Raw genomic sequence first — 20,047 nt, 5'->3', positions numbered from 1 at the left:
GATACCGCTATTTCGGAGCGGCCTGCAGAAGATAGCGCAGGCCGTTTGCACCGGCATGGGCGATGGGCGCTCCGCTCCGCTTGCGGAAGCGCTCGGTCTTGTCGGCCAGAATGCCGCCGGCAATCGCCGGGACGGCGAAGGGATGCGAAAGCGCATGGATCGCGGCAGACAGGAGCCCCGATTGTGACTTGATGTCGAGAAAATGCCGGAGCTCGTAGCGATCGCGAATATGCTGCTCGTGACGGCGGATCACCGCCGCATCTTCTGAAGAAAGCCCGCCCTTGGCAAGAATGGTCCGGTCAGCCTCATAGAGACGGCGCAAATCTTCTGTCCTATGCCGTCCACTCAGGGAATCGCTGCGCACGACCGCGCCGTAACCGCAGCTATGGATAATCTTGTAACGTGCGCGCCTGGCCAGTGCACGGGCGTAAAGGTCATAGTCCTCGCCGAGGCGCAGCGCCTCATTATAGCGCAGGCCATGCGCATCCAGAAAGGAGCGCCGCATCAAGGGCTTCAGGAAGCCGATCTCGCCGCGGCGCACGCCGCGCTTGGAAATATTGCCCTCAACGAAAGCAGCAAGATCGAGAAAACGCGGCTTCGCATCGAAATGATCGAGCCGCGCATGGGCGTCAGGAACGGTGTCGGCACTGACGAAGGCGATGTTGTCTGCGACGAAATCCCAATCGTCAGCGGCAAGCAGCGCAGCAAAACGCCCCGGAAAGAAGAAATCGTCGGCATCGAGAATGCCGATCAACGGGGCCTTGGATATATCGATCGCGTGATTTCGTGCTGCGGCCGGCCCGCGGTTCTTTTCGAATTCCTGGATCGTCAGCCTGCCGCTGCCGTCATCGGCCTTGGCCGCGGCAGAGGCGGTCCCATCCGTCGAGCCGTCGTCAATGACGACGACTTCCGCCACTTCAGGCTCGCGAAGGGCTGAGGCAACAGCCAGCCCGATGGTGTCGCTGGCATTCTTTGCGGCAATGATTACGCAGACACTTTTTTCTGCACTGTCGGTCACGTCAGCCTCCAATGGTTCAGGCGGAGACTTAGGACATGGCTACGATCCGACAACCGCCGGATCATCAAAAGATCTAATCGTCTAGCCGGTTCAGGGGTTGAACGGCTCCGACCGCTTTAAACTGGAGGCGGACAGACCGGCGACCTTGGTGTCCTCCTGGCCCGAGGCCGGCAGCTTGTCTTCGCTCGACAGGGCCGCGTGCGCCCTGCGCTCCTTCCAGACAAGGTAGAGCACGCCCAGGAAATAGCCGATCTGCAGAAGGACGGCACAGATGACCGTTTCGATCAGGGTGGTCGAAAGCGAGTTCGTCAGGAAATATGTTGCGATGGCAAATACGAGCAGCGTGCCTAGCATGCTGATGAAAACGCGGGGCGCATACATAATCTTACCCCGCCCGCTCGACCATCAAATGAAAAATGATCAAGGTCTTTCCTCCCTTATCAGACCTAAGTCTTAAATATATTTTATGATTCATTGAGATTCAACCAAGTTACGGAGATCCGTTGCGATTTGAGACGACCGTAACCCCCAGCCTGTTAAAACTACACGTCGATTATAATTACAATTGAATTTGTTCATCTTTCTCTTCGCAATTATATGGATGCATAATGAAATAATGCAACTTTTGCGAAGCGTGAGGTCAGCCACGCCTCCATGGTTTCATCATCAATTCAATCAACTTTTATTACAAAGTTCTGAAAAATCCGATCTCAGTATGTGCACCGCAAAATATTGCTGCAGCGCAATATATCCTATGAAGAAATCAGAATGCCATATAGCTGAGGGGAAACCGAACACAGGCTATCGAAGCCAATGATAATGAACAACTTAACGTTCGATGCCTATAACATCCTTAGAAATCGTCGACTATGACGTGGCAGAGCTATCAACCGTGCCATTATACGCAACATGATACAGTACAACCCATCTATAATTGATCACTGATTTAAACCAAGTCACCACTGATGCGGTAAATGTATACCGCCATGTCATATCGCTACAAAAGTTTGGCTTAAAAAGTCCAAATCGGAACCTACACTCCGATCATCCCGGCTCTAATTACGCGTCCGAGAATTTCCGACCAATCGTCAACATGAATGGAGTTTTCTCTATGAAGTCTGCGACGAGATCGGCCACATCGGCTTTTTTCAGCGCCGCGGAAAGCGACGTCTTTCCGCCCACTGGTGGAGTAATGAAGCGTGTTTTCGACGTCTCTACCGCTATGCTCGCTTTGATTCTCATCAGCCCGCTCTTTCTGCTGCTGATGCTGTTGGTGAAACTTACAGACCGCGGCCCCGCTTTCTACGGTCATCGCCGTATCGGCCATAACGGCAAGACCTTCCGTTGCCTGAAGTTCCGCACCATGGTCGTCGATGGCGACAAGGTGCTGCATGCTCATCTGCAGGCCAATCCGAGAGCAATGGAAGAGTGGCGCGCAACGCGCAAACTGCAGAACGACCCCCGCGTCACCACCGTCGGGGCCGTCCTGCGCAAACTCAGCCTCGACGAGCTGCCGCAGCTCATCAACATCATTCGCGGCGAAATGAGCGTCGTCGGACCACGCCCGGTCGTGGAAGACGAGCTCGAACGCTACGAGACCGCGGCAATCTATTATTTGCAGTCCCGTCCGGGCCTGACCGGTCTGTGGCAGGTCAGCGGCCGCAACGACGTCTCCTATGAAAGCCGTGTCGCCTTCGACACGCATTATGTGAAGAACTGGTCGCTTAGCAGCGACATGGTGATCATCGCCAAAACCATTCCTGCAGTCTGCCTCTCGCGCGGCAGCTATTGATGATGACTGGCAGATACCGCGGGAGGTTTCCTGCGGTTTTCCCGCGTCTTGCGGGCTGCCTACCAATAACAGGGAAGATCCTGCATGATTGAATTTCGGCCTTCCAAGAGGCTTGTACGTGTCAATACATCGCTGTGCTGTGCAACTATCGTTGCTCTCAGCCTTTGCGTAGCTTCCGTCTCGGCTTCGGCCGAAACCCTTCCCGGATATCATCTGGGCGTCATGGATAAGCTGCATGTGCGCGTCGCCGAATGGCAGACCGCCGAAGGCACCGTTCGTGACTGGTCCACCATTTCGGGCGATTACACCGTAGGGCCATCCGGTTCGATCTCCGTTCCTTTCATTGGGGACATGCCCGCAGTCGGCAAGACCACGGATCAGATCGCCGACGCCATCGGCCTCGGGCTGCAGAAGCAGTTCGGCCTGCGTGACCGTCCATCGGCTTCAGTGGAGATGTCGCAGTTCCGGCCAATCTACCTTTCAGGAGAAGTGCAGAACCCGGGTGAATATCCGTTCGCACCCAACCTGACGGTGCTGAAAGCCGTAAGCCTTGGCGGCGGCATGCGCCGTGCCGATGCCGGACAACGCTTTGCGCGCGATTTCATCAATGCCAAGGGCGAAGCCGTCGTCTATATGGCGGAGCGCAGTCGCCTGTTGATGCGCAAGGCCCGCCTGGTGGCCGAATTGGCTGGCAAGGATGATATCGATGTGCCGACAGAGCTCAGGCAGTTGCCGCAAACGGCAAATCTGCTCGCGAGCGAGAAGGCGCTGATGGATACGCGCGCCAAGCGTATGACGACGCAGCTGAAATCCCTGGAAGATCTGAAGGCGCTCCTGCAGAACGAAGTCGAGGCGCTTTCGAAGAAGAACGACACGCAGAGCCGTCAGCTTGATTTGGCCAAGGCCGACCGCGACAAGGTCGAAAGCCTGACGGAGCGCGGGTTGGAGCTTGCCTCCCGCAGGATCTCTGCTGAACAACGCGCCTCCGACCTGGAAGCGACGCTTCTCGATACGGAAACCGCGTCCCTGAAAGCCAAACAGGATATCAACAAGGCCAATCAGGACGAGATCACTCTGCACAACGACTGGCAGAGCTCGTTGGCCCAGGACATGCAGGATACGGACACGCAGCTGGAAACGCTGCAGCTCAAGCTGTCGACCAGCCAATCGCTCATGCAGGAAGCCGTGGCCCAATCCGCCGACGCCAGCAACCTCGATCCAAGCGGACCGGGCGTAAGCATCTCCTACACCATCATTCGTGACGAAAACGGCCAGTCGAAGGAAATCCAGGCGCAGGAAAACACGCAGGTGTTGCCGGGCGACCTGATCAAGGTCACTACCGGCCTTGCCATCCGATAGGAAAGTCGATGCGGATAGCCAAATCGATCTTTGTGCGTCCAGGCAGCAACGCCACCTACGGAGCGGTGGCGATTGCTCTCTCCTTCTTCGTGTTTGCCTATTCCTCCCGTTTCGGCCAACCCTCCATTTTGCTCTATTATGCCCTCTGGTTTCCGCTCGTCATGATGGACTACCGGAACGTGCTTGGCAGTTATAACAGGCAGCTCTGGCTCTTCGCGTTCGGCGTTTTCACCTGCCTGTCGATCTTCTGGTCGGTCGTCCCCTCCGCGACGGCGCGCGCGGCGATCCAGTACATGACCCATATCTTCTGCGCCCTAGTCGCCATGCGCACGCTCGACATCCGCACGCTGACACGCGGCGCGATCGCGGGCACCGCCATCGTGCTCATCTATTCGATATTGTTCGGCTATTATGCTTATGATCCGATCGACGGAAGCTACAGCTTCGTCGGCGCCTTCGATTCCAAGAACCAGCTCGGCTTTTATGCCTCGCTCGGCATCTACTTCGCCTTCGCGGCCGTCTTCGTCCTTGGCGAACGTCGGATCTGGATGCTGGGTGCAGGATTTGCCGGCCTGCTGTCCGCCTATTGCCTCCATGCTTCGGCATCGGCAACATCGGTGCTGACGACGGGATTGGTCGTAGCATTATGCATAAGCCTGCGTGTCATCCTGTATCTGTCGCCCAAGCAGCGCAAAAGGCTGTTTGTGACAGCGGCCGTCTCCGGCGTCATCCTAGCAGTTGCCGGCGTCTATCTCGGTGCGGTCGATCTTGTTCTCGGTGCCTTTGGTAAGGATTCCACGCTCACCGGGCGTACCTATCTTTGGCAGCAGGGCATCGCGGCCGCACAGCAGAACCCTTTCTTCGGCGTCGGCTATCAAGCTTACTGGGTCCAGGGTTTCTCCGAGCCCGAGCGACTGTGGGATGAGTTTTTTATCGCCTCCCGCGCCGGCTTCCATTTCCATAATACCTATATCGAAACTACGGTCGAAACCGGACTCATCGGCGTCTTCCTGCTCGCCTCGATCCTGCTGACGGCTTTCATCGGCCATATCAGCCGCTTTCTGAGCGACATCAGAAATGATGAATCCTACATCCTTCTGGGTGTCGCGACCCTCTTGCTGATCCGCTCCTTCGTCGAGATCGATATTCTCAATCCGTACCATGTCGGATCCTTCCTGTTCTACTTCACAGCAGGAAAGCTTTCCATGCGAGTGCGCATGCCGGCCAACACACCATCGCGAACGGACGAGCAGATACCATTCGCGCCGCCCGTCAACTGGGAGCCGCGAACGGGCCAATGAAGACACTCTACGGCATTCAATATCTCCGTGCCTTTGCCGCGCTCGCCGTAGTGTTGTTTCACGCAGCCGAGCGCAGCGGCGGCCATTTCCGCATCGGCGCCGCCGGCGTCGACGTCTTCTTCGTCATCAGCGGCTTCATCATGTGGACCATGAGCGAGCGTCGGCCGGTGACGCCGCTGCGTTTTGCGCTCGACCGGCTGCAGCGCATCGCGCCGTCCTACTGGATCGTGACCGCCATCATGATCGCCGGCACCGCCATTGGTCTGTTTCCGAATATGAAGCTGACGGCAAGCCATATTCTCGGCTCCCTGCTGTTTATTCCAGTCCGCTCGCCAAGCACGAGCGGCGGCGAGATCTGGCCGGTTCTGGTGCAGGGATGGACGTTGAATTTCGAGATGTTCTTCTACGTCATCTTCGCGGCCTGCCTGTTTCTGCCTCAACGGCTGCGGCTTGCCAGCATGACGGCGATCTTCCTCGCCTTCGTCCTTGCCGGCGGCATCATCGACCCACAGTCGCCGTTGCTCTTGACCTATACGCGGCCGATCATCCTGGAATTCGTCGCGGGCGCAATCCTCGGACGCCTCTGGCTATCTGGACATGTGCCGGGGGCAGGCCTCGGCCTTGCCCTGATCGTCGTCGCATTGTCGGGCTTTGCCACGATCCAGATTTTGAGCCTGGATTTCAACGAGGCGACCTGCGGACCGCTCGCTGTTGCCCTCGTGCTCGGCATAGTGTCGGTGGAGCGCAGCGGCAAATTGCCCTCCATTCCGCTCCTCACCTATCTCGGCAACGCCTCCTATTCGATCTACCTCTGGCACACATTGGCCATTTCGGTGGTCGTCAAGCTGATGGCGCGGATGCAGATACCCTCCGACGCAATTACCTTCGTCGGCGTCATCAGCGGCACCATTCTCGGCATCTGCGCCTACGAAGCCGTCGAAAAGCCGCTGCGCAATCTGCTGAGAAACCTGAGCTGGCAGAGATCGCGCCCCTCGCCGGCCTAAGAGGCCCCTTTGGCCGTCCGGTAGACGTCTCTTAAAGGATATTTCGTCCGTTCCGGCGTAGCTTGTGCGGCAGACTGATGCCTGCTTCTGTCTACAAGCGTCCACACCGGAGCCCGCCCGGATACGCCTGGTGCCCACCGCGCTCCAAAGGGACCCGTGAACTCTTTCCCTGACAACAAGCAATGGCAACAATCGAACGGGATAGCGTCCCGCTCGATTGTCGCTCCGTTCCTGCCCTAGGCCCGGCGGCGACGCAACTGGTCGAAATAGACGATGACGATGATCAGGACGCCGGTGATGATGCGCTGCCAGAAAGAGTTGAGGTTCAGCAGATTGGCGCCATTGTTGATGGTCGCCAGGATGAAGGCGCCGATCAGCGGGCCATAGACGGTGCCGACCGCGCCGAAAAGGCTGGTCCCGCCGATAACCGACGAGGCGATGGCCTGCAGCTCCCAGCCATCCGCTTGTGTCGCGTTGCCGATGGCGATGCGCGATGCAAGCAGAACGCCGACGAAGGCAGCGCAGGTTCCCGACAGGATATAGGCGAGATAGATCATCCAGTTGACGTTGACGCCGGACAAGCGCGCAGCCTCACGGTTTGAGCCGACGGCGAAGAGATAGCGCCCCCAACGGCTCAGATGCAGGAAGATCACGGCCGGGATCGCCACCAGGATCACCATCCAGAACAGGCTCGGTATCCCCAAGAAATCCGAGACGGCGAAATTGGTGAAATCATCATTGACGATGTTGATCGTCGAACCGTTGGTAATCAGCAGGCCGATGCCACGAAGCGATGTCAATGTCGCGAGCGTGATGATGAAGGGTGGCAGCCCCATGCGCACGATGCCGAAACCATGGAACGCCCCGATCAGGACCCCGAACAGCAAGGTGATCAGGATGGCCGCCCAGACCGGAAACCCGGCCTGCAGCAGCCAGGCGATGATGACAGTGCAGAAGCCGACGATTGCGCCGACGGAAAGATCGATGCCCGCTGTGATGATAACGAAGGTTTGCCCAAGCGCAAGAATGGCCGTCATCGAGCCCTGACGCATCAGATTGGTGATGTTGAGCGGCGTCCAGAATTTGTCGGTCCAGAATCCGAGCGCGACCCACAGCGCCAGCAACAGCAGGATCAGCGTCAAGCTGAAGAGGATGTTCATCTTGCGCCGCGGCGCAACGGTCGGGCCTTCTGTCGTATTCGCGGCCATTTTTGTTCTCCCTCTTTAGACTTGTTTGTTGTTCAGACGCCGATTGCCTCGCCGAGGACTTCCTCATGCGTCGCGGCATGGAAATCATGGCTGGCGACCAGCTGACCGTGGCGGAAGACGTGCAGACGATCCGCGAGTTCGTAAACCTCGGGCAGATAGGACGAAATGACGATGATGCCGGCGCCAGCGCGCAGCAGCTTGGCAAATAGCCGATAAATCTCCGCCTTCGTTCCGACATCGACGCCGACGGTCGGCTCGTCGAAGATGAAGAGCTTGGCGCCGTGGCTCAGCCATTTGCCGATGACCACTTTCTGCTGATTGCCGCCGGACATCGCGGAAACCAGAACCCGCCGGCTCGGTGTCTTGATGCTGAGGTCGCGGATTTGCTTGTCGGCATTGGCCGCTTCGCTCTTGCTATTGATGATCGGACCGCTGCTCAGCCGCCGGAACACGGGCAGATTGATGTTGAGCCCGATCGGCAGGTTGAGGCAGAGCCCCTGATCGCGGCGACTTTCGGGCGCCAGCGCAATGCCGAGCTCCATCGCATCACGCTCGTTGCGGATGTCAACCTTGCGCCCCTGCCAGTAAATCTCTCCGGCTGAAAGCGGCTGGCGGCCGTAGAGACCCAGCGCAAATTCGCTGCGGCCGGCGCCGATCAGCCCATAAAGACCGACAATCTCGCCGGCACGGACGCTGAGCGAGATATTCTCGAAGCCAGGGCCGGAAAGACCGCGAGCCTCGATGATGGTATCGCCGATCGGAATCTCCTCCTTGTGGTAGATCTGCTCGATGGAACGATTGATCATCAGCTTGATCAGCTCGTCCTCGTCGGTTTCGGCGATCGTGCGGGTGCCGACATGAGTACCGTCGCGTAAGACCGAGACGCGATCTGCCAGTTCGAACACCTCTTCCATGCGATGGCTGATATAGACGATCGTCACGCCTTCGCCCTGCAGACGGCGGATCAGCTTGAACAATTGCGCCGATTCCTGACGAGTGAGATAGGCGGTCGGCTCGTCGAAAATCAGGAATTGCGTACCGCGCATCGCCGCTCTTGCCGTTGCCACGAGCTGCTGCTGTCCGATGGTGAGAGAACTCAAAAGTTCGCCGGCCGGCAGTCCGAAACCGAGATCGTCGAGCACGGTCTGGGCCATCGCCACCATCTGTTTCTTGCGCATCAGGCCGAAACGATTGACTTCATCGCCAAGGAAGAGATTGGCAGCGACCGTCAGATGAGGGCAGAGCACCACTTCCTGATGCACCGCGTTGATGCCGCGGGCGATCGCCTCATTCGGCGTTGCAAGCGCCACGGGATGCCCGCACCAGAAAATTTCGCCCGCCGTCCTGGTGATAACACCGGTCAGGAGCTTGATGAGGGTCGACTTGCCCGCACCATTTTCGCCGACGATCGCATGAATTTCTCCGGCCAGAAACGTGACGGTCGCCGGCTTCAGCGCCTCGACGAAGCCATAGCGCTTCTGCAAGCCCTTGAGTTCCAGGATGGGCGAGCCTGGCGGAATGCGGTTTGCTTCCGTCTTGACGGTATCGTCGTGCCTATGGCTGATTTCTTCAAGGCTCGTCATGAGGTCTCCTCCTCTCGCATCGCCGCACGACCGCCTCGGAGAAGCGGCCAGACGAAAAGGCCGCGCCCGATTCGCGCGGGCGCGGCCTCAAGCCTTACTTGACCTTCGGGTTCAACAACGCATCGATCTTCGGGTCGCTCATGTTCGCCTTGGTGACGAGGTTGGCGCCGGTGTCGACATTGGCCTCGACCTTTTCCTTCTTGGAAGCGGCGAGCGCCGTCTTGATGCCGTCATAACCCATGCGGTAGGGGTCCTGCACCACGAGGCCGGCAAGAACGCCCGACTTCAGGAAGCCGACGGTCTTGTCGTCATTGTCGAAGCCGATGACCTTGATCTTGTCGCCGAGCTTGTTTTCGGCGATTGCCTGGCCCACGCCCTGGGCCATGATCAGGTTGGAGGCGAAGACGCCGACCAGCTTCGGATTGGCTGTGATCAGGTCGGTCATGATGTTGAGACCGGTGGTTGCCTGACCGTCCGCATATTTATCGGCAACGACCTTCAGGCCCGGATACTTGTTCTTGACCTCTTCCAGGAAGCCCTGACGACGCTGGTCGAGAGAACCGACGCCAGGCAGGCTGGTGATGATGGCGATCTCACCCTCTTCCTTGCCGGTCATGCCCTTGATTGCGGCCGCAAGACCGTCTGCAGCGATACGGCCGCCTTGGACGTTGTCGGTCGTCAGGAACGAGACGAAGGACTTGGAATCGGCAGCAGAGTCGATGCCGACGACTGGCACGGACTTGGCGGCTTCATCCACGGGCTTGCCGAGCGCCTTGAACTCGGTCGGCGAAATGACGACAGCGGCCGGCTTACCGGCAACGGCGTTTTCGAGAATGCTGATCTGGCCGTTGATATCGGATTCCGACTGTGCGCCGAGTTCCGGCACCTTCACACCGAGATCCTTGCCCGCCTGGCGGGCGCCGGCGAGAACGATCTGCCAGTAGAAGGACGTCGTATCCTTGACGATGATCGGGATGGTCACGTCGGCCGCGAAGGACTGCACGGGCATCGCCATCGCTATGACGGCAGCGCCGGCCAGGCCGGTAAAGCTGCGGCGGGACAGAAGTGACTTGGCAATTTTCATCTGCTTCTCCTCTCAACGCGCTCTGTTCTCCTGCACACCCGCCGCTGAACGCTTACGGCTGGTATCGCAACGCCTTGCGGCATCACGCATCGCGCGGCGGAAAGGCCACCGACGCCAAAACAGGCTTTCCTCCTCTTCGAAGCCGTCTCTTCTGACGGCTCGATAGCTCCCAATCTGCTAGACTCTGACCGCCTCGTCTCCCAACGGAGGCGCGACCACGGTCAAATCTTCGAACTCCGCATAGAGACTGTCGGGAAGCCGTGGCTCCATGAGCTGCATGTTGCGGACAAGACTCTCCGGCTTCGCCGTACCGATCAGCACCGAAGCCACGCAAGGGCTTCGCAGCGGAAACTGAAGCGCCGGCTGTGCAAGCGGCAGACCATGCTTGCGGGCGATCTCCTCCATCGCCCCGACCTTGGCCAGAATATCCGGTGTCGCCGGCAGATAGTCGAAATGCGCGCCAGGCACGGGGCCAGTCGCCAGAATACCGGAGTTAAAGACGCCGCCCACGATTAGCGACGTTCCCTTCTTCTCGCAAAGCGGCAGCAGCTCGGCAACCGCAGAACGATCCAGCAGCGTGTAGCGGCCCGCAAGCAGGATGCAATCGATATCGGCCGCATGCATGACGTCCAGGCAGACCGGTACCTCGTTAACCCCGAGACCATAAGCCTTGATCGCGCCTGACGACTTCAGCTCCTCGAGAGCCTTAAGCCCAGAGCCAAGAAGCTGGCCGAGATAGCGCTCGTTGAGCGCCTTGCCGTGGGTGTAGCCGCCGATATCGTGGACATAGAGAATATCGATGCGGTTAAGACCGAGACGGGCATAGCTGAACTCGACCGAGCGCATGATGCCGTCATAGGAATAGTCATAATCGGCATCGAAGGGCAGCGGATCGACATAGCCGTAATTCGGCACCTTGTCGGTCGGCACCGGGCGCATGATGCGGCCGACCTTCGTCGACAGAACATAGCTGTCCTCGGGCTGATCACGCAGGAAATCGCCCACACGACGCTCGCCGAGGCCAAAGCCATACCAGGGCGCAGCGTCGAAATAACGGATACCGCTGTCCCAGGCCGCCTGAAGGGTCGCCATTGCCTGGTCGCGCGGACAGGCACGATAGAGACCACCCAGCGCCGCAGCGCCGAAGCTGATCTCCGTGACCTTAAGGTCCGTCCTGTCGATTGTTCTTGTCTGCATCACCTCTCCCTTGTGATGGCTGTCACGCAATTTCCGATGAGCGCATTTGGCACTCTTGGATCCATGTCGGAGTGATCCCAAGCGGGCCGCTCCCATTCCTCCTTCGTCATTGGTGGCGGTTAGCTCCCGATAGTCCATCCACCAATTGATTTTGTTTTTTATCTACAATAAACATTTTGGTGTCAACGAGCAAATCGCCTGACGCCTTGGAGGAAGGTGGCCAGTGCGCTTCGTCAACACTCCTGCAATTGACTGCCATCCGATCATGGTTCAGACAGCGCCGCCGGTAAAGAGCGGCGACGATACGCGAGGGGGAAATGGCAAGGCAAAACACGCTCTTCAAGGAGGCGTACAATCGCTATGCGGCGCGCCTGAAGCCCGATACCGAGCTGCCGAGCGAGCCGGAAATCGCCGCCGAACTCGGCGTCAGCCGCAGTACGGCGCGCGCGATCCTTATGCGTCTAAGTGACGCCGGCATCATTCTCTGGAACAAGCGGCAGAAGACGGTTCTGCGCCGGCCGACGGAGGATGATTTCTTCCCGAAGGAAGAGACCGATTCACTACATGACATCATCGAGCGCAGTTTCATGATGCGTATCATGTCCGACGAAGCTCAGCCCGGCATGCAGATCAACGAGCTGGAACTGGCGCGTGAGATCGGCACCGGAACCTCGGTCGTGCGCGAATTCCTCATTCGCTTCAGCCGCTTCGGCCTGATCGAAAAGCGGCCGAACAGCCATTGGATCCTCAAGGGCTTCACCAGCGAATTTGCGCTCGAGCTCGCCGATGTGCGCGAAATGTTCGAGCTGCATTCAGCCGCCGAATTCGGTCGCCTGCCCGCCAATCATCGCGCCTGGGAGGATCTCAAGGCGATCGAGCAGGAACACCGGGAACTGCTCAAAGATATCGATGCACATTACCGCGATTTCTCGCGTCTCGATGAAAAGTTTCACCTCCTCATCCATCGTGCCTCGGGAAATCGCTTCATCGCCGATTTCTACGACGTCATCGCCATCATTTTTCACTATCACTATCAGTGGAACAAGACGTTCGCCCGCGAGCGCAATGCCCGCGCCGTGACCGAACACCTCGACTATATCGAGGCCCTGCAATCGCGCGACCAGCGAAGGATCGATGCGGCGTGCCGCCGGCATCTCGCCTCGGCACGGCAGACGCTGCTACAGTCGATCCCGCAAGGCACAGCCGAAGTTGCCGGCTCAATTGCCTGACGGCAAGAGCCGGCAGTTTGCTCACTTTGCGGTGAAGCTCAAGCTTTGGCTAGCAAAGCGTGGGGACGAGACTTCGAGCTTTATCGCCCCGGCCTCGCCCGTCGCCTCCAACCAAAAGCCCGTGGTCCCGCCCTGGAATGCCACCGTTTCCGGCCCGATAACCTTCGCCGGGCCGTCGACCTTGACCGTGATGGCCTCACTGAGAAAAGCGAGACGCGAGCCGGCCTGATCGAGCGCACGCACGATGACGCGTACCGTATCGCGCTCGCCTGCGCGCAAGGTATCGGCATCGGCTTCGACGTGAAGCGACGTCGGCAGCGGATTGGCGACCATATGCTGCTCGACAACCTTTCTGCCGGCGATATAGCCAGTGAAATGCACGTCCTCCCACTCCATCCCCCATACGCCGAGTTCGTCCGGGGTAAAGGAGCGGTGATCGAAAACGACAGGCGGGTGCGGCAGATGCGGGAAAGTCTCCCTGTCCGGGCCGAGACGCTTGGTCAACGAGCCGTAACGCAGCTCGACCTCGTCGCAATTGGTGAGCACGATGAGCGGCAGGGCACCACCGATATTGCGCTCGCCGCGTGCCCAGATCGTCACCGGCTTCATGACAACCTCTTCGGAAGGCTCGCACTGGCTGGCATAGACATAGGCTGCGAATTTCGGCTCGCGGAACATGTCCATGACGCCGTGGTAGCAGATGCGGTCGCCCGAGCCGAAATCACTGTGGGTGTTGTAATCGAACATGCACCAGCCGATGGCGCCTGATATCGACGGATCGCCATAGGCAGCATTCAGGACTTCCAGATGCCGGCGCACATGCTCGGCTTGGCGCTGCTCCTGGTCATAGATTTTCGTCGGATACATATGGCCGCCGAATTCGGTGATCAGATAGGGCACATCCTTGGAAAGACCGGTATTTTCCTGCTGCGGCCTGAGCGGCGTGCGCGGCCGGTTGGCGCCGGGCAGCTCCTCGTTGCCGAGAATGAAATCATTCATCGTATAGACGTCCTCGAGCATTTCGCTCTCGGTGATGTAACGAACGCCGCCGGTCTGACGCGTCGGATCGAGCTCACGCGCCAGACGATTCGTCTCGGCGTAGAAATCGTGAGAATCCTGGGATTCGTTAATGCGCACGCCCCAGATGATGATGGAAGGATGGTTCCAGTCGCGCTCGATCATGCGGCGCACGTTGCGGATCGATTCCTGCTGCCATTCCTTATCGCCGATATGCTGCCAGCCGGGGATTTCCTCAAAGACAAGAAGACCGATGCGGTCGCAATGGTCGAGGAACCATTTCGACTGCGGATAATGCGAGGTGCGCACAATGTTGCATTTCAGGGTGCGCTTGATGATTTCGGCGTCGCGCTCCTGGGCCGATCGGCCCATCGCATAGCCGACATAGGGGAAAGCCTGATGGCGGTTGAGACCGCGCAGCTTCAGCTTCTTGCCATTCAGCAGAAAGCCTTCGGCGGTGAAGCTTGCCGTACGAAAGCCGAAAGTCGCGGTATGACGATCCGCTCCATGCTCGCTCACAAGCTCCACTTCCGCCGAATAGAGAACGGGATTGTCGAGCTCCCAGAGCGAAAGACCGGAAAGGCCGGCAAAGCTGAGCTTTACGCTTTCACCCGAGGTGTCAGCCTTTCCGGAAGCGATGGCTGCGCCGTCGGCAGATCGCAAAGTAACCGTCACCGTACCCTTTAAAACGAGATTTTGCGGATTGGAGATATCGCAGCGCACCGTCGCGGATTTGCGGTCGGAAAGGACATCCGTCGTCTCGACCTTGATGTTGGCGACCGAGACGGGCGCGGCAACCTTCAGCCATACATCGCGATAGATCCCGGCATAGGTCAGATAATCGATCCGGCCGCCGAAAGGCGGGATCTGCGGGTTCTCGCTGCCGTCGATCTTGACCGTAATCAGGTTTACGCCCTTATGCAGGCGGCCGGTCAGGCGGGCCTCGAACGGCGTGTAGCCATCCTTGTGGGCGACGATTTCCTCGCCGTTCAGATAGACGACGGCATCGGCCATGGCCGCATCGAAGATCAGCGATACCTCGCGGCCTGCGAAGGCCTCATCCCAGTTGACGATCTTCTGATAGGTGAAGGCGCGCTGATAGGATTTCTCGTCGAAATAGTTGAAAGGCAGTTCGACCGCCGTATGCGGCAGCGTAACACTCTGTCCCTCCTGCGGGCGACTGGCATCCTCGGGCGAAAACCCTTCATGAAACGTCCAGGATTCATTGAAGGCGACAACAGAACGCATATTCAATCCTATCGATTAAGCCCGTCGCATCGGATGACGAACAGATGTTGCTGAGAAGTCAGGCACGCGGCGAGGCAGGCAGGACGCCGCGGGGCGATATCTATACAGGCCCGCCGCCGTTGCGCAATGCGACCGGTTGGCGGATTTCGATTTTCAAGGCAAGCGGTGATAGCAAGGAGCCGACCTATCACGGATCTATCGGCTCCGTCCGTTCTTCGTCTCCTCGACCGGACTGCGCACCGAAGCATACATGCCTGTCGTGCGGAACTCCGTCGGATTGATGCCGTAGATGCGGCGAAACACCTTGGAGAAATAATTGGCATCGTCGAAGCCCGACATGATCGCTACCTCCTTGACCGGAATGAAGGCAGCCTTCGTCAGCAGCTTCGCCGCGCGCTGCATGCGCTGTTGCAGCACGAATTCCGCCGGCGGCACGCCTTCGCTCTCAGCGAAGACGCGCGAAAAATGCGCGCGGCTGAGGCCGCCCACCTTCGCAAGCTCTTCGACCGGCAGCGGCTTGTCGAGATTGGCATTGATGTGGTCGATGACAATCTGCATGACGGAGCGGTCGGCAGCAAAGGCATGCGAGCCGAAGACGTCGTCATAGAGCGCCATGGCAGCCTCATAGGCGATGGCAGAAGCCGAAGCCGGTGTCGTGGCACCCTTGACGAGCCGAAGGCTGCAATCGGCAAGATGATCGATGGTCGCCTGCTGTAGCTTCAACACCGGACCGGCTGCGGCGAGGATCAGGCGATGGATGCGGAGTGCTTCCTCGCCGTTCATAGAAATCCAGAAATATTCCCAGCGCTCCCCCTTCTCCAGCCAATAGCGATGATTATGCGGCACGAGAACGAGCAGCGTATCCCCGGCGTTGACGCGATAGTTACGGCTTTCATAGCGCAGGCGACCCGTGCCGCTGATCGTGTGCTGCAGCACGGTGAACGGTGTGAGGCCGCGTCGTCGTCCATCCCAATCATAGGCTTCGTCTTCGCGGATTTCATATCCCGCACTGGTCGGCATGGCGTGCAATCGGTGGCGTCCACGCGGCAGGGAAACCGTCCGCATAACCTGTCCGTTAGCGATCAATTCTTGCAGCACAAAATTACCCTCAAAAGCATAATAGTTCTCTGTTCGCCTCCGTGATTATAGGCATAATCCCGCCAGAAAACAGCGCATGCTCGCCGGCGAGGAACGGCGATCGGAGGAAAAATCACGATTTCGGCCCGTTTCGCAATCGCTGCGATCATGGGCGAAAATGCTGTCGATTTCCCTACCGCTGCTTATTCGATCGACTTGAAGGTGAGGATCATGAGTTTCAAAATCGCTATCATCGGCGCCGGCAGCGTCGGCTTCACGAAAAAGCTGTTCACCGACATTCTCTGCGTGCCGGAATTCCGCGACGTCGAATTCGCGCTGACCGACGTAAGTGAGCACAATCTGACGATGATCAAGGCGATCCTCGACCGGATCGTCGAATCCAACAAGCTCCCGACACGCGTCACGGCTACCACCAATCGCCGCAAGGCGCTGGAAGGCGCGCGCTACGTTATCAGCTGCGTCCGCGTCGGCGGCCTAGAGGCTTATGCCGAAGATATCCGCATTCCGCTGAAATACGGCATCGACCAGTGCGTCGGCGATACGATCTGTGCCGGCGGCATTCTCTACGGCCAGCGCAACATCCCAGTCATTCTCGATTTCTGCAAGGATATCCGTGAAGTCGCCGAGACAGGCGCCAAATTCCTGAACTATGCCAACCCGATGGCGATGAACACCTGGGCGGCGATCGAATATGGCAAGGTCGACACGATCGGCCTTTGCCACGGCGTCCAGCATGGAGCCGAACAGATCGCCGAAGTGCTCGGCGCGAAGAACAAGAGCGAACTCGACTATATCTGCTCGGGCATCAACCACCAGACCTGGTTCGTCGACCTGCGCTTCAACGGTCGCAAGATCGGCAAGGATGAGCTGATCGCCGCCTTCGAGGCCCATCCGGTCTATTCGCAGCAGGAAAAGTTGCGTATCGACGTTCTCAAGCGTTTTGGCGTCTATTCGACGGAGAGCAACGGACACCTGTCGGAATACCTGCCCTGGTATCGCAAGCGCCCCGACGAGATCAACAAATGGATCGACATGTCGGACTGGATCCATGGCGAGACCGGCGGCTATCTGCGTCACTCCACCGAGACGCGCAACTGGTTCGAGACGGAATTCCAGCAGATCCTCGACAGCGCCTCGCAGCCGATCGACCCCGCACGCCGCTCCAACGAACATGCCAGCCATATTCTCGAAGCGCTGGAGACGAATCGCGTCTATCGCGGCCATTTCAACGTCAAGAACAATGGCGTCATCACCAATTTGCCTGCCGATGCCATCATCGAGTCACCCGGCTTCGTCGATCGCTTCGGCATCAACATGGTGGCGGGAATTACTCTGCCGGAGGCATGTGCAGCCACCTGCATATCCTCGATCAACGTTCAGCGCATGTCGGTCCATGCCGCTATCAGCGGCGATATTGACCTCTTGAAGCTTGCCGTCCTGCATGATCCGCTGGTCGGTGCCGTCGCCACACCGGAGGAGGTTTGGCAGATGGTCGACGAAATGGTGGTCGCCGAGGCCCGTTGGCTGCCGCAATATGCCCACGCGGTCGATGGCGCGAAGGAGCGCCTGTCGCAGGGCAAGGTCAAGACGCGCGATTGGAAGGGTGCGGCAAGCCGCAATGTACGCTCGATCGAAGAGTTGCGGGCAGAAAAGGCCGCGCTGAAGCAGGCCGGCTGAGGAACAACAGATCGGAAGACAATGGCTGCGGCGGCAGAGGGGTGATATCCCGCCGCAGCCGGCCGTCTTCCGTTTTACGGGAGGAACGCGACGCCTGAACGGAAAGCTCGCGATATTGGGAGAGAGAACAAGATGAGACATTTTCGACCGATCGGCCTTCTCGCCGCATTGACGATTGCCACATCCGCGATCGCCATCAGCGCCTACGCAGCCGAGCCGACAGTGCCGCCCGTTCCGCCGGTTTTCCCGGCTGAGGGCAAGATCAAATATGTCGAGCGCAACTCCATCTTGGAGTTCAAGGCTTTGCCGGACTATCACGAGCCTGCCTGGGTGACGGACAAGTTCGTAAAGACCGGCAAGCTGCCGCCCGTCAAGGATCGCCTGCCGAAAGAACCTCTGGTCTTCAAGACGGGCAACATGCCCGACGGCGTCGGCGTCTATGGCGATACCATGCGCCATGTTATCGGCGGCCGGCCGGAGGGCTGGAACTACGGCGCCGGTCAAACCCAGGGCTGGGGCGGCATCGACATCGCCCTTTCGGAGTGCCTGACGCGCACGGCTCCCCTCTTCCAGGTGGAGGCAAAGGATACCGAACCGCTGCCGAACCTTGCCAAGGGCTGGGAATGGTCGCCCGACGGCCATAAGCTCACCATGCATCTGATCGAAGGCGCGAAATGGTCCGACGGCGTGCCCTTTAACGCCGATGACATCATGTTCTACTGGGAAGACGAGGTCATCGACCCGAACGTCTCGCCGCTCGGCGGCGGCGCATCGCCGGAAGCTTTCGGTGAGGGAACGACCCTCAAGAAGATCGACGATTACACCGTCGAATGGACCTTCAAGGACGCCTTCCCGAAGCAATATCTCTACACGATGGCCTATCCGAATTTCTGCCCGGGCCCATCTCATATCCTGAAGCCGCAGCACCCGAAATATTCCAAGAACACCTACGATCAGTTCAAGAACGCTTTCCCGCCGGAATATATGAACATTCCGGTCATGGGCGCCTGGGTGCCGGTCGAATACCGGCCTGACGATATCATCGTCCTGCGTCGCAATCCCTACTACTGGAAGGTCGACGAGAAGGGTAATCAGCTGCCCTACCTCAATGAGCTGCATTACAAGCTCTCGACCTGGGCGGATCGCGACGTGCAAGCGGTTGCCGGTTCCGGCGACTTTTCGAACCTGGAGCAGCCGGAAAATTTCGTCGCTTCGCTGAAGCGCGCCGCACAGCCCGATGCGCCCGCTCGTCTTGCCTTCGGCCCTCGCCTCATCGGCTATAACCTGCAGATGAATTTCTCCGCCAATGGCTGGGGCAATCCCGATCCGCGTGCTCAGGCCATTCGCGACCTGAACCGCAATGAGGATTTCCGCAAGGCCGTTACGATGGCGTTGGACCGCAAAGCCCTCGGCGAGTCACTGGTCAAGGGCCCGTTCACGGCGATTTATCCGGGCGGTCTTTCCTCCGGCAGCAGCTTCTATGATCGCAATTCCACCGTCTATTATCCGTTCGATCTTGCCGCGGCCAAGGCCGAGCTTGCGAAGGCCGGTCTGAAGGATACCGACGGCGACGGCATCGTAAATTTCCCGGCCAACGTCAACGGGGGCAAGGATGTCGAGATCACCCTGCTGGTCAGCAACGACTACACCACCGACAAGAGCCTGGCCGAAGGCGTCGTTGGCCAGATGGAGAAGCTCGGGTTGCGCGTCATCATCAACGCGCTCGACGGACCCAAGCGCGATGATGCCAATTACGGCGGCCGCTTCGATTGGATGGTTCGACGTAACAGTACGGAGCTGGCCTCGGTCGTCCAGAATACGGAGCAGCTTGCACCTGTCGGTCCTCGCACGAGCTGGAACCATCGTGCGGGTGCGGATGGCACGGTCGATCTCATGCCCTTCGAAAAGGACATGGTGGATGTCGTCAGCAAATTCACGACATCGAAGGACAACGACGAACGCGTGGCTTTGATGAAGCAGTTCCAGAAGATCTCGACGGGACACCTCTACAATATCGGTCTGACCGAATATCCAGGTGCACTGATCATCAACAAGCGCTTCTCCAACGTTCCTCCGGGCACGCCGATCTTCCTCTTCAACTGGGCAGAGGACTCAATCATCCGCGAGCGCCTTTGGGTCGCAGCTGACAAGCAGGGCAAGTACGAGCTCTTCCCGGAAGAGCTTCCGGGTGCTCCTGGCAGCGCCGGTCCGATCAAGTAGGGTCGTATGAAA

Annotated in this window: 15 protein-coding genes; 7 read left to right on the top strand and 8 right to left on the bottom strand. The window is 58.7% G+C overall.

The window, feature by feature from the left end:
• Window positions 1-7 precede the first annotated feature (7 nt).
• On the bottom strand, window positions 8-1,018 hold the full coding sequence (locus AC13RM_RS13225) for a glycosyltransferase family 2 protein (protein WP_113232803.1): 1,011 nt from the start codon (window positions 1,016-1,018) through the stop codon (window positions 8-10).
• A gap of 90 nt (window positions 1,019-1,108) precedes the next feature.
• A complete protein-coding gene (locus AC13RM_RS13220) occupies window positions 1,109-1,399 on the bottom strand; it encodes an exopolysaccharide production repressor protein (protein WP_374821393.1) in 291 nt (96 codons plus the stop codon).
• Between the two features lie 730 nt (window positions 1,400-2,129).
• Here AC13RM_RS13220 and AC13RM_RS13215 point away from each other — a divergent pair.
• The 4 genes from AC13RM_RS13215 (at window position 2,130) to AC13RM_RS13200 (ending at window position 6,474) form a co-directional block, all read left to right on the top strand.
• On the top strand, window positions 2,130-2,810 hold the full coding sequence (locus AC13RM_RS13215; RefSeq protein ID WP_113232802.1) for a sugar transferase: 681 nt from the start codon (window positions 2,130-2,132) through the stop codon (window positions 2,808-2,810).
• Between the two features lie 84 nt (window positions 2,811-2,894).
• Window positions 2,895-4,169 carry a polysaccharide biosynthesis/export family protein gene (locus AC13RM_RS13210; protein WP_488555169.1) on the top strand — a complete coding sequence of 425 codons (1,275 nt, stop codon included), beginning with the start codon at window positions 2,895-2,897 and terminating at the stop codon, window positions 4,167-4,169.
• Window positions 4,170-4,177: 8 nt separating this feature from the next.
• A complete protein-coding gene (locus AC13RM_RS13205; protein WP_488555168.1) occupies window positions 4,178-5,470 on the top strand; it encodes an O-antigen ligase family protein in 1,293 nt (430 codons plus the stop codon).
• The gene (locus tag AC13RM_RS13200; protein WP_488555167.1) at window positions 5,467-6,474 is read left to right on the top strand and encodes an acyltransferase family protein; all 1,008 of its coding nucleotides are present in this window, start codon (window positions 5,467-5,469) and stop codon (window positions 6,472-6,474) included. Before AC13RM_RS13205 ends, AC13RM_RS13200 begins: the two co-directional genes overlap by 4 nt.
• 236 nt (window positions 6,475-6,710) lie before the next feature.
• Here AC13RM_RS13200 and AC13RM_RS13195 read toward each other — a convergent pair whose 3' ends face one another.
• The 4 genes from AC13RM_RS13195 to AC13RM_RS13180 form a co-directional block, all read right to left on the bottom strand.
• The gene (locus tag AC13RM_RS13195) at window positions 6,711-7,682 is read right to left on the bottom strand and encodes an ABC transporter permease (protein ID WP_113228350.1); all 972 of its coding nucleotides are present in this window, start codon (window positions 7,680-7,682) and stop codon (window positions 6,711-6,713) included.
• Between the two features lie 32 nt (window positions 7,683-7,714).
• Window positions 7,715-9,265: a sugar ABC transporter ATP-binding protein gene (locus tag AC13RM_RS13190; protein WP_488555166.1), complete on the bottom strand. Its 1,551-nt coding sequence runs from the start codon at window positions 9,263-9,265 to the stop codon at window positions 7,715-7,717.
• Window positions 9,266-9,359: 94 nt separating this feature from the next.
• Window positions 9,360-10,349 carry an ABC transporter substrate-binding protein gene (locus tag AC13RM_RS13185; RefSeq protein WP_113228352.1) on the bottom strand — a complete coding sequence of 330 codons (990 nt, stop codon included), beginning with the start codon at window positions 10,347-10,349 and terminating at the stop codon, window positions 9,360-9,362.
• A 177-nt stretch (window positions 10,350-10,526) separates the two neighbouring features.
• Window positions 10,527-11,546, bottom strand: a complete 1,020-nt coding sequence (locus AC13RM_RS13180) for an aldo/keto reductase (protein ID WP_488555165.1) — start codon at window positions 11,544-11,546, stop codon at window positions 10,527-10,529.
• Between the two features lie 317 nt (window positions 11,547-11,863).
• Between AC13RM_RS13180 and AC13RM_RS13175 the strand changes: the two genes are divergently transcribed.
• The gene (locus AC13RM_RS13175) at window positions 11,864-12,775 is read left to right on the top strand and encodes a GntR family transcriptional regulator (protein ID WP_488555164.1); all 912 of its coding nucleotides are present in this window, start codon (window positions 11,864-11,866) and stop codon (window positions 12,773-12,775) included.
• Between the two features lie 21 nt (window positions 12,776-12,796).
• On the opposite strand, the gene AC13RM_RS13170 is transcribed toward AC13RM_RS13175, so the two are convergent.
• Both AC13RM_RS13170 and AC13RM_RS13165 read right to left on the bottom strand, forming a co-directional pair.
• A complete protein-coding gene (locus tag AC13RM_RS13170) occupies window positions 12,797-15,040 on the bottom strand; it encodes a glycoside hydrolase family 2 protein (protein WP_440478006.1) in 2,244 nt (747 codons plus the stop codon).
• Window positions 15,041-15,235: 195 nt separating this feature from the next.
• A complete protein-coding gene (locus AC13RM_RS13165) occupies window positions 15,236-16,138 on the bottom strand; it encodes a helix-turn-helix transcriptional regulator (protein WP_374821373.1) in 903 nt (300 codons plus the stop codon).
• Window positions 16,139-16,348: 210 nt separating this feature from the next.
• On the opposite strand from AC13RM_RS13165, the gene melA reads away from it, so the two are divergent.
• Together melA and AC13RM_RS13155 are read left to right on the top strand one after the other, a co-directional pair.
• A complete protein-coding gene (gene melA, locus AC13RM_RS13160; protein WP_374821370.1) occupies window positions 16,349-17,815 on the top strand; it encodes an alpha-glucosidase/alpha-galactosidase in 1,467 nt (488 codons plus the stop codon).
• 132 nt (window positions 17,816-17,947) lie between these two features.
• Entirely contained in the window at window positions 17,948-20,035 is a 2,088-nt protein-coding gene (locus tag AC13RM_RS13155; protein ID WP_113228358.1) for an ABC transporter substrate-binding protein, read from the top strand.
• Window positions 20,036-20,047: the final 12 nt, after the last annotated feature.

This window comes from Martinezella sp. CNPSo 3732, from assembly GCF_057784515.1.
The sequence above is the reverse complement of the archived record's forward strand: the minus strand, read 5'-3'. Positions and strand labels throughout refer to the sequence as shown.

Bases quoted from the DNA above. Each gene is read 5' to 3' on its own strand.
- AC13RM_RS13175 (WP_488555164.1), top strand. From the start codon at position 11,864: ATGGCAAGGCAAAACACGCTCTTCAAGGAGGCGTACAATCGCTATGCG.
- AC13RM_RS13215 (WP_113232802.1), top strand. From the start codon at position 2,130: ATGAAGTCTGCGACGAGATCGGCCACATCGGCTTTTTTCAGCGCCGCG.
- AC13RM_RS13180 (WP_488555165.1), bottom strand. From the start codon at position 11,546: ATGCAGACAAGAACAATCGACAGGACGGACCTTAAGGTCACGGAGATC.
- melA (WP_374821370.1), top strand. From the start codon at position 16,349: ATGAGTTTCAAAATCGCTATCATCGGCGCCGGCAGCGTCGGCTTCACG.
- AC13RM_RS13195 (WP_113228350.1), bottom strand. From the start codon at position 7,682: ATGGCCGCGAATACGACAGAAGGCCCGACCGTTGCGCCGCGGCGCAAG.
- AC13RM_RS13210 (WP_488555169.1), top strand. From the start codon at position 2,895: ATGATTGAATTTCGGCCTTCCAAGAGGCTTGTACGTGTCAATACATCG.
- AC13RM_RS13205 (WP_488555168.1), top strand. From the start codon at position 4,178: ATGCGGATAGCCAAATCGATCTTTGTGCGTCCAGGCAGCAACGCCACC.
- AC13RM_RS13155 (WP_113228358.1), top strand. From the start codon at position 17,948: ATGAGACATTTTCGACCGATCGGCCTTCTCGCCGCATTGACGATTGCC.
- AC13RM_RS13200 (WP_488555167.1), top strand. From the start codon at position 5,467: ATGAAGACACTCTACGGCATTCAATATCTCCGTGCCTTTGCCGCGCTC.
- AC13RM_RS13185 (WP_113228352.1), bottom strand. From the start codon at position 10,349: ATGAAAATTGCCAAGTCACTTCTGTCCCGCCGCAGCTTTACCGGCCTG.
- AC13RM_RS13170 (WP_440478006.1), bottom strand. From the start codon at position 15,040: ATGCGTTCTGTTGTCGCCTTCAATGAATCCTGGACGTTTCATGAAGGG.
- AC13RM_RS13220 (WP_374821393.1), bottom strand. From the start codon at position 1,399: ATGTATGCGCCCCGCGTTTTCATCAGCATGCTAGGCACGCTGCTCGTA.
- AC13RM_RS13190 (WP_488555166.1), bottom strand. From the start codon at position 9,265: ATGACGAGCCTTGAAGAAATCAGCCATAGGCACGACGATACCGTCAAG.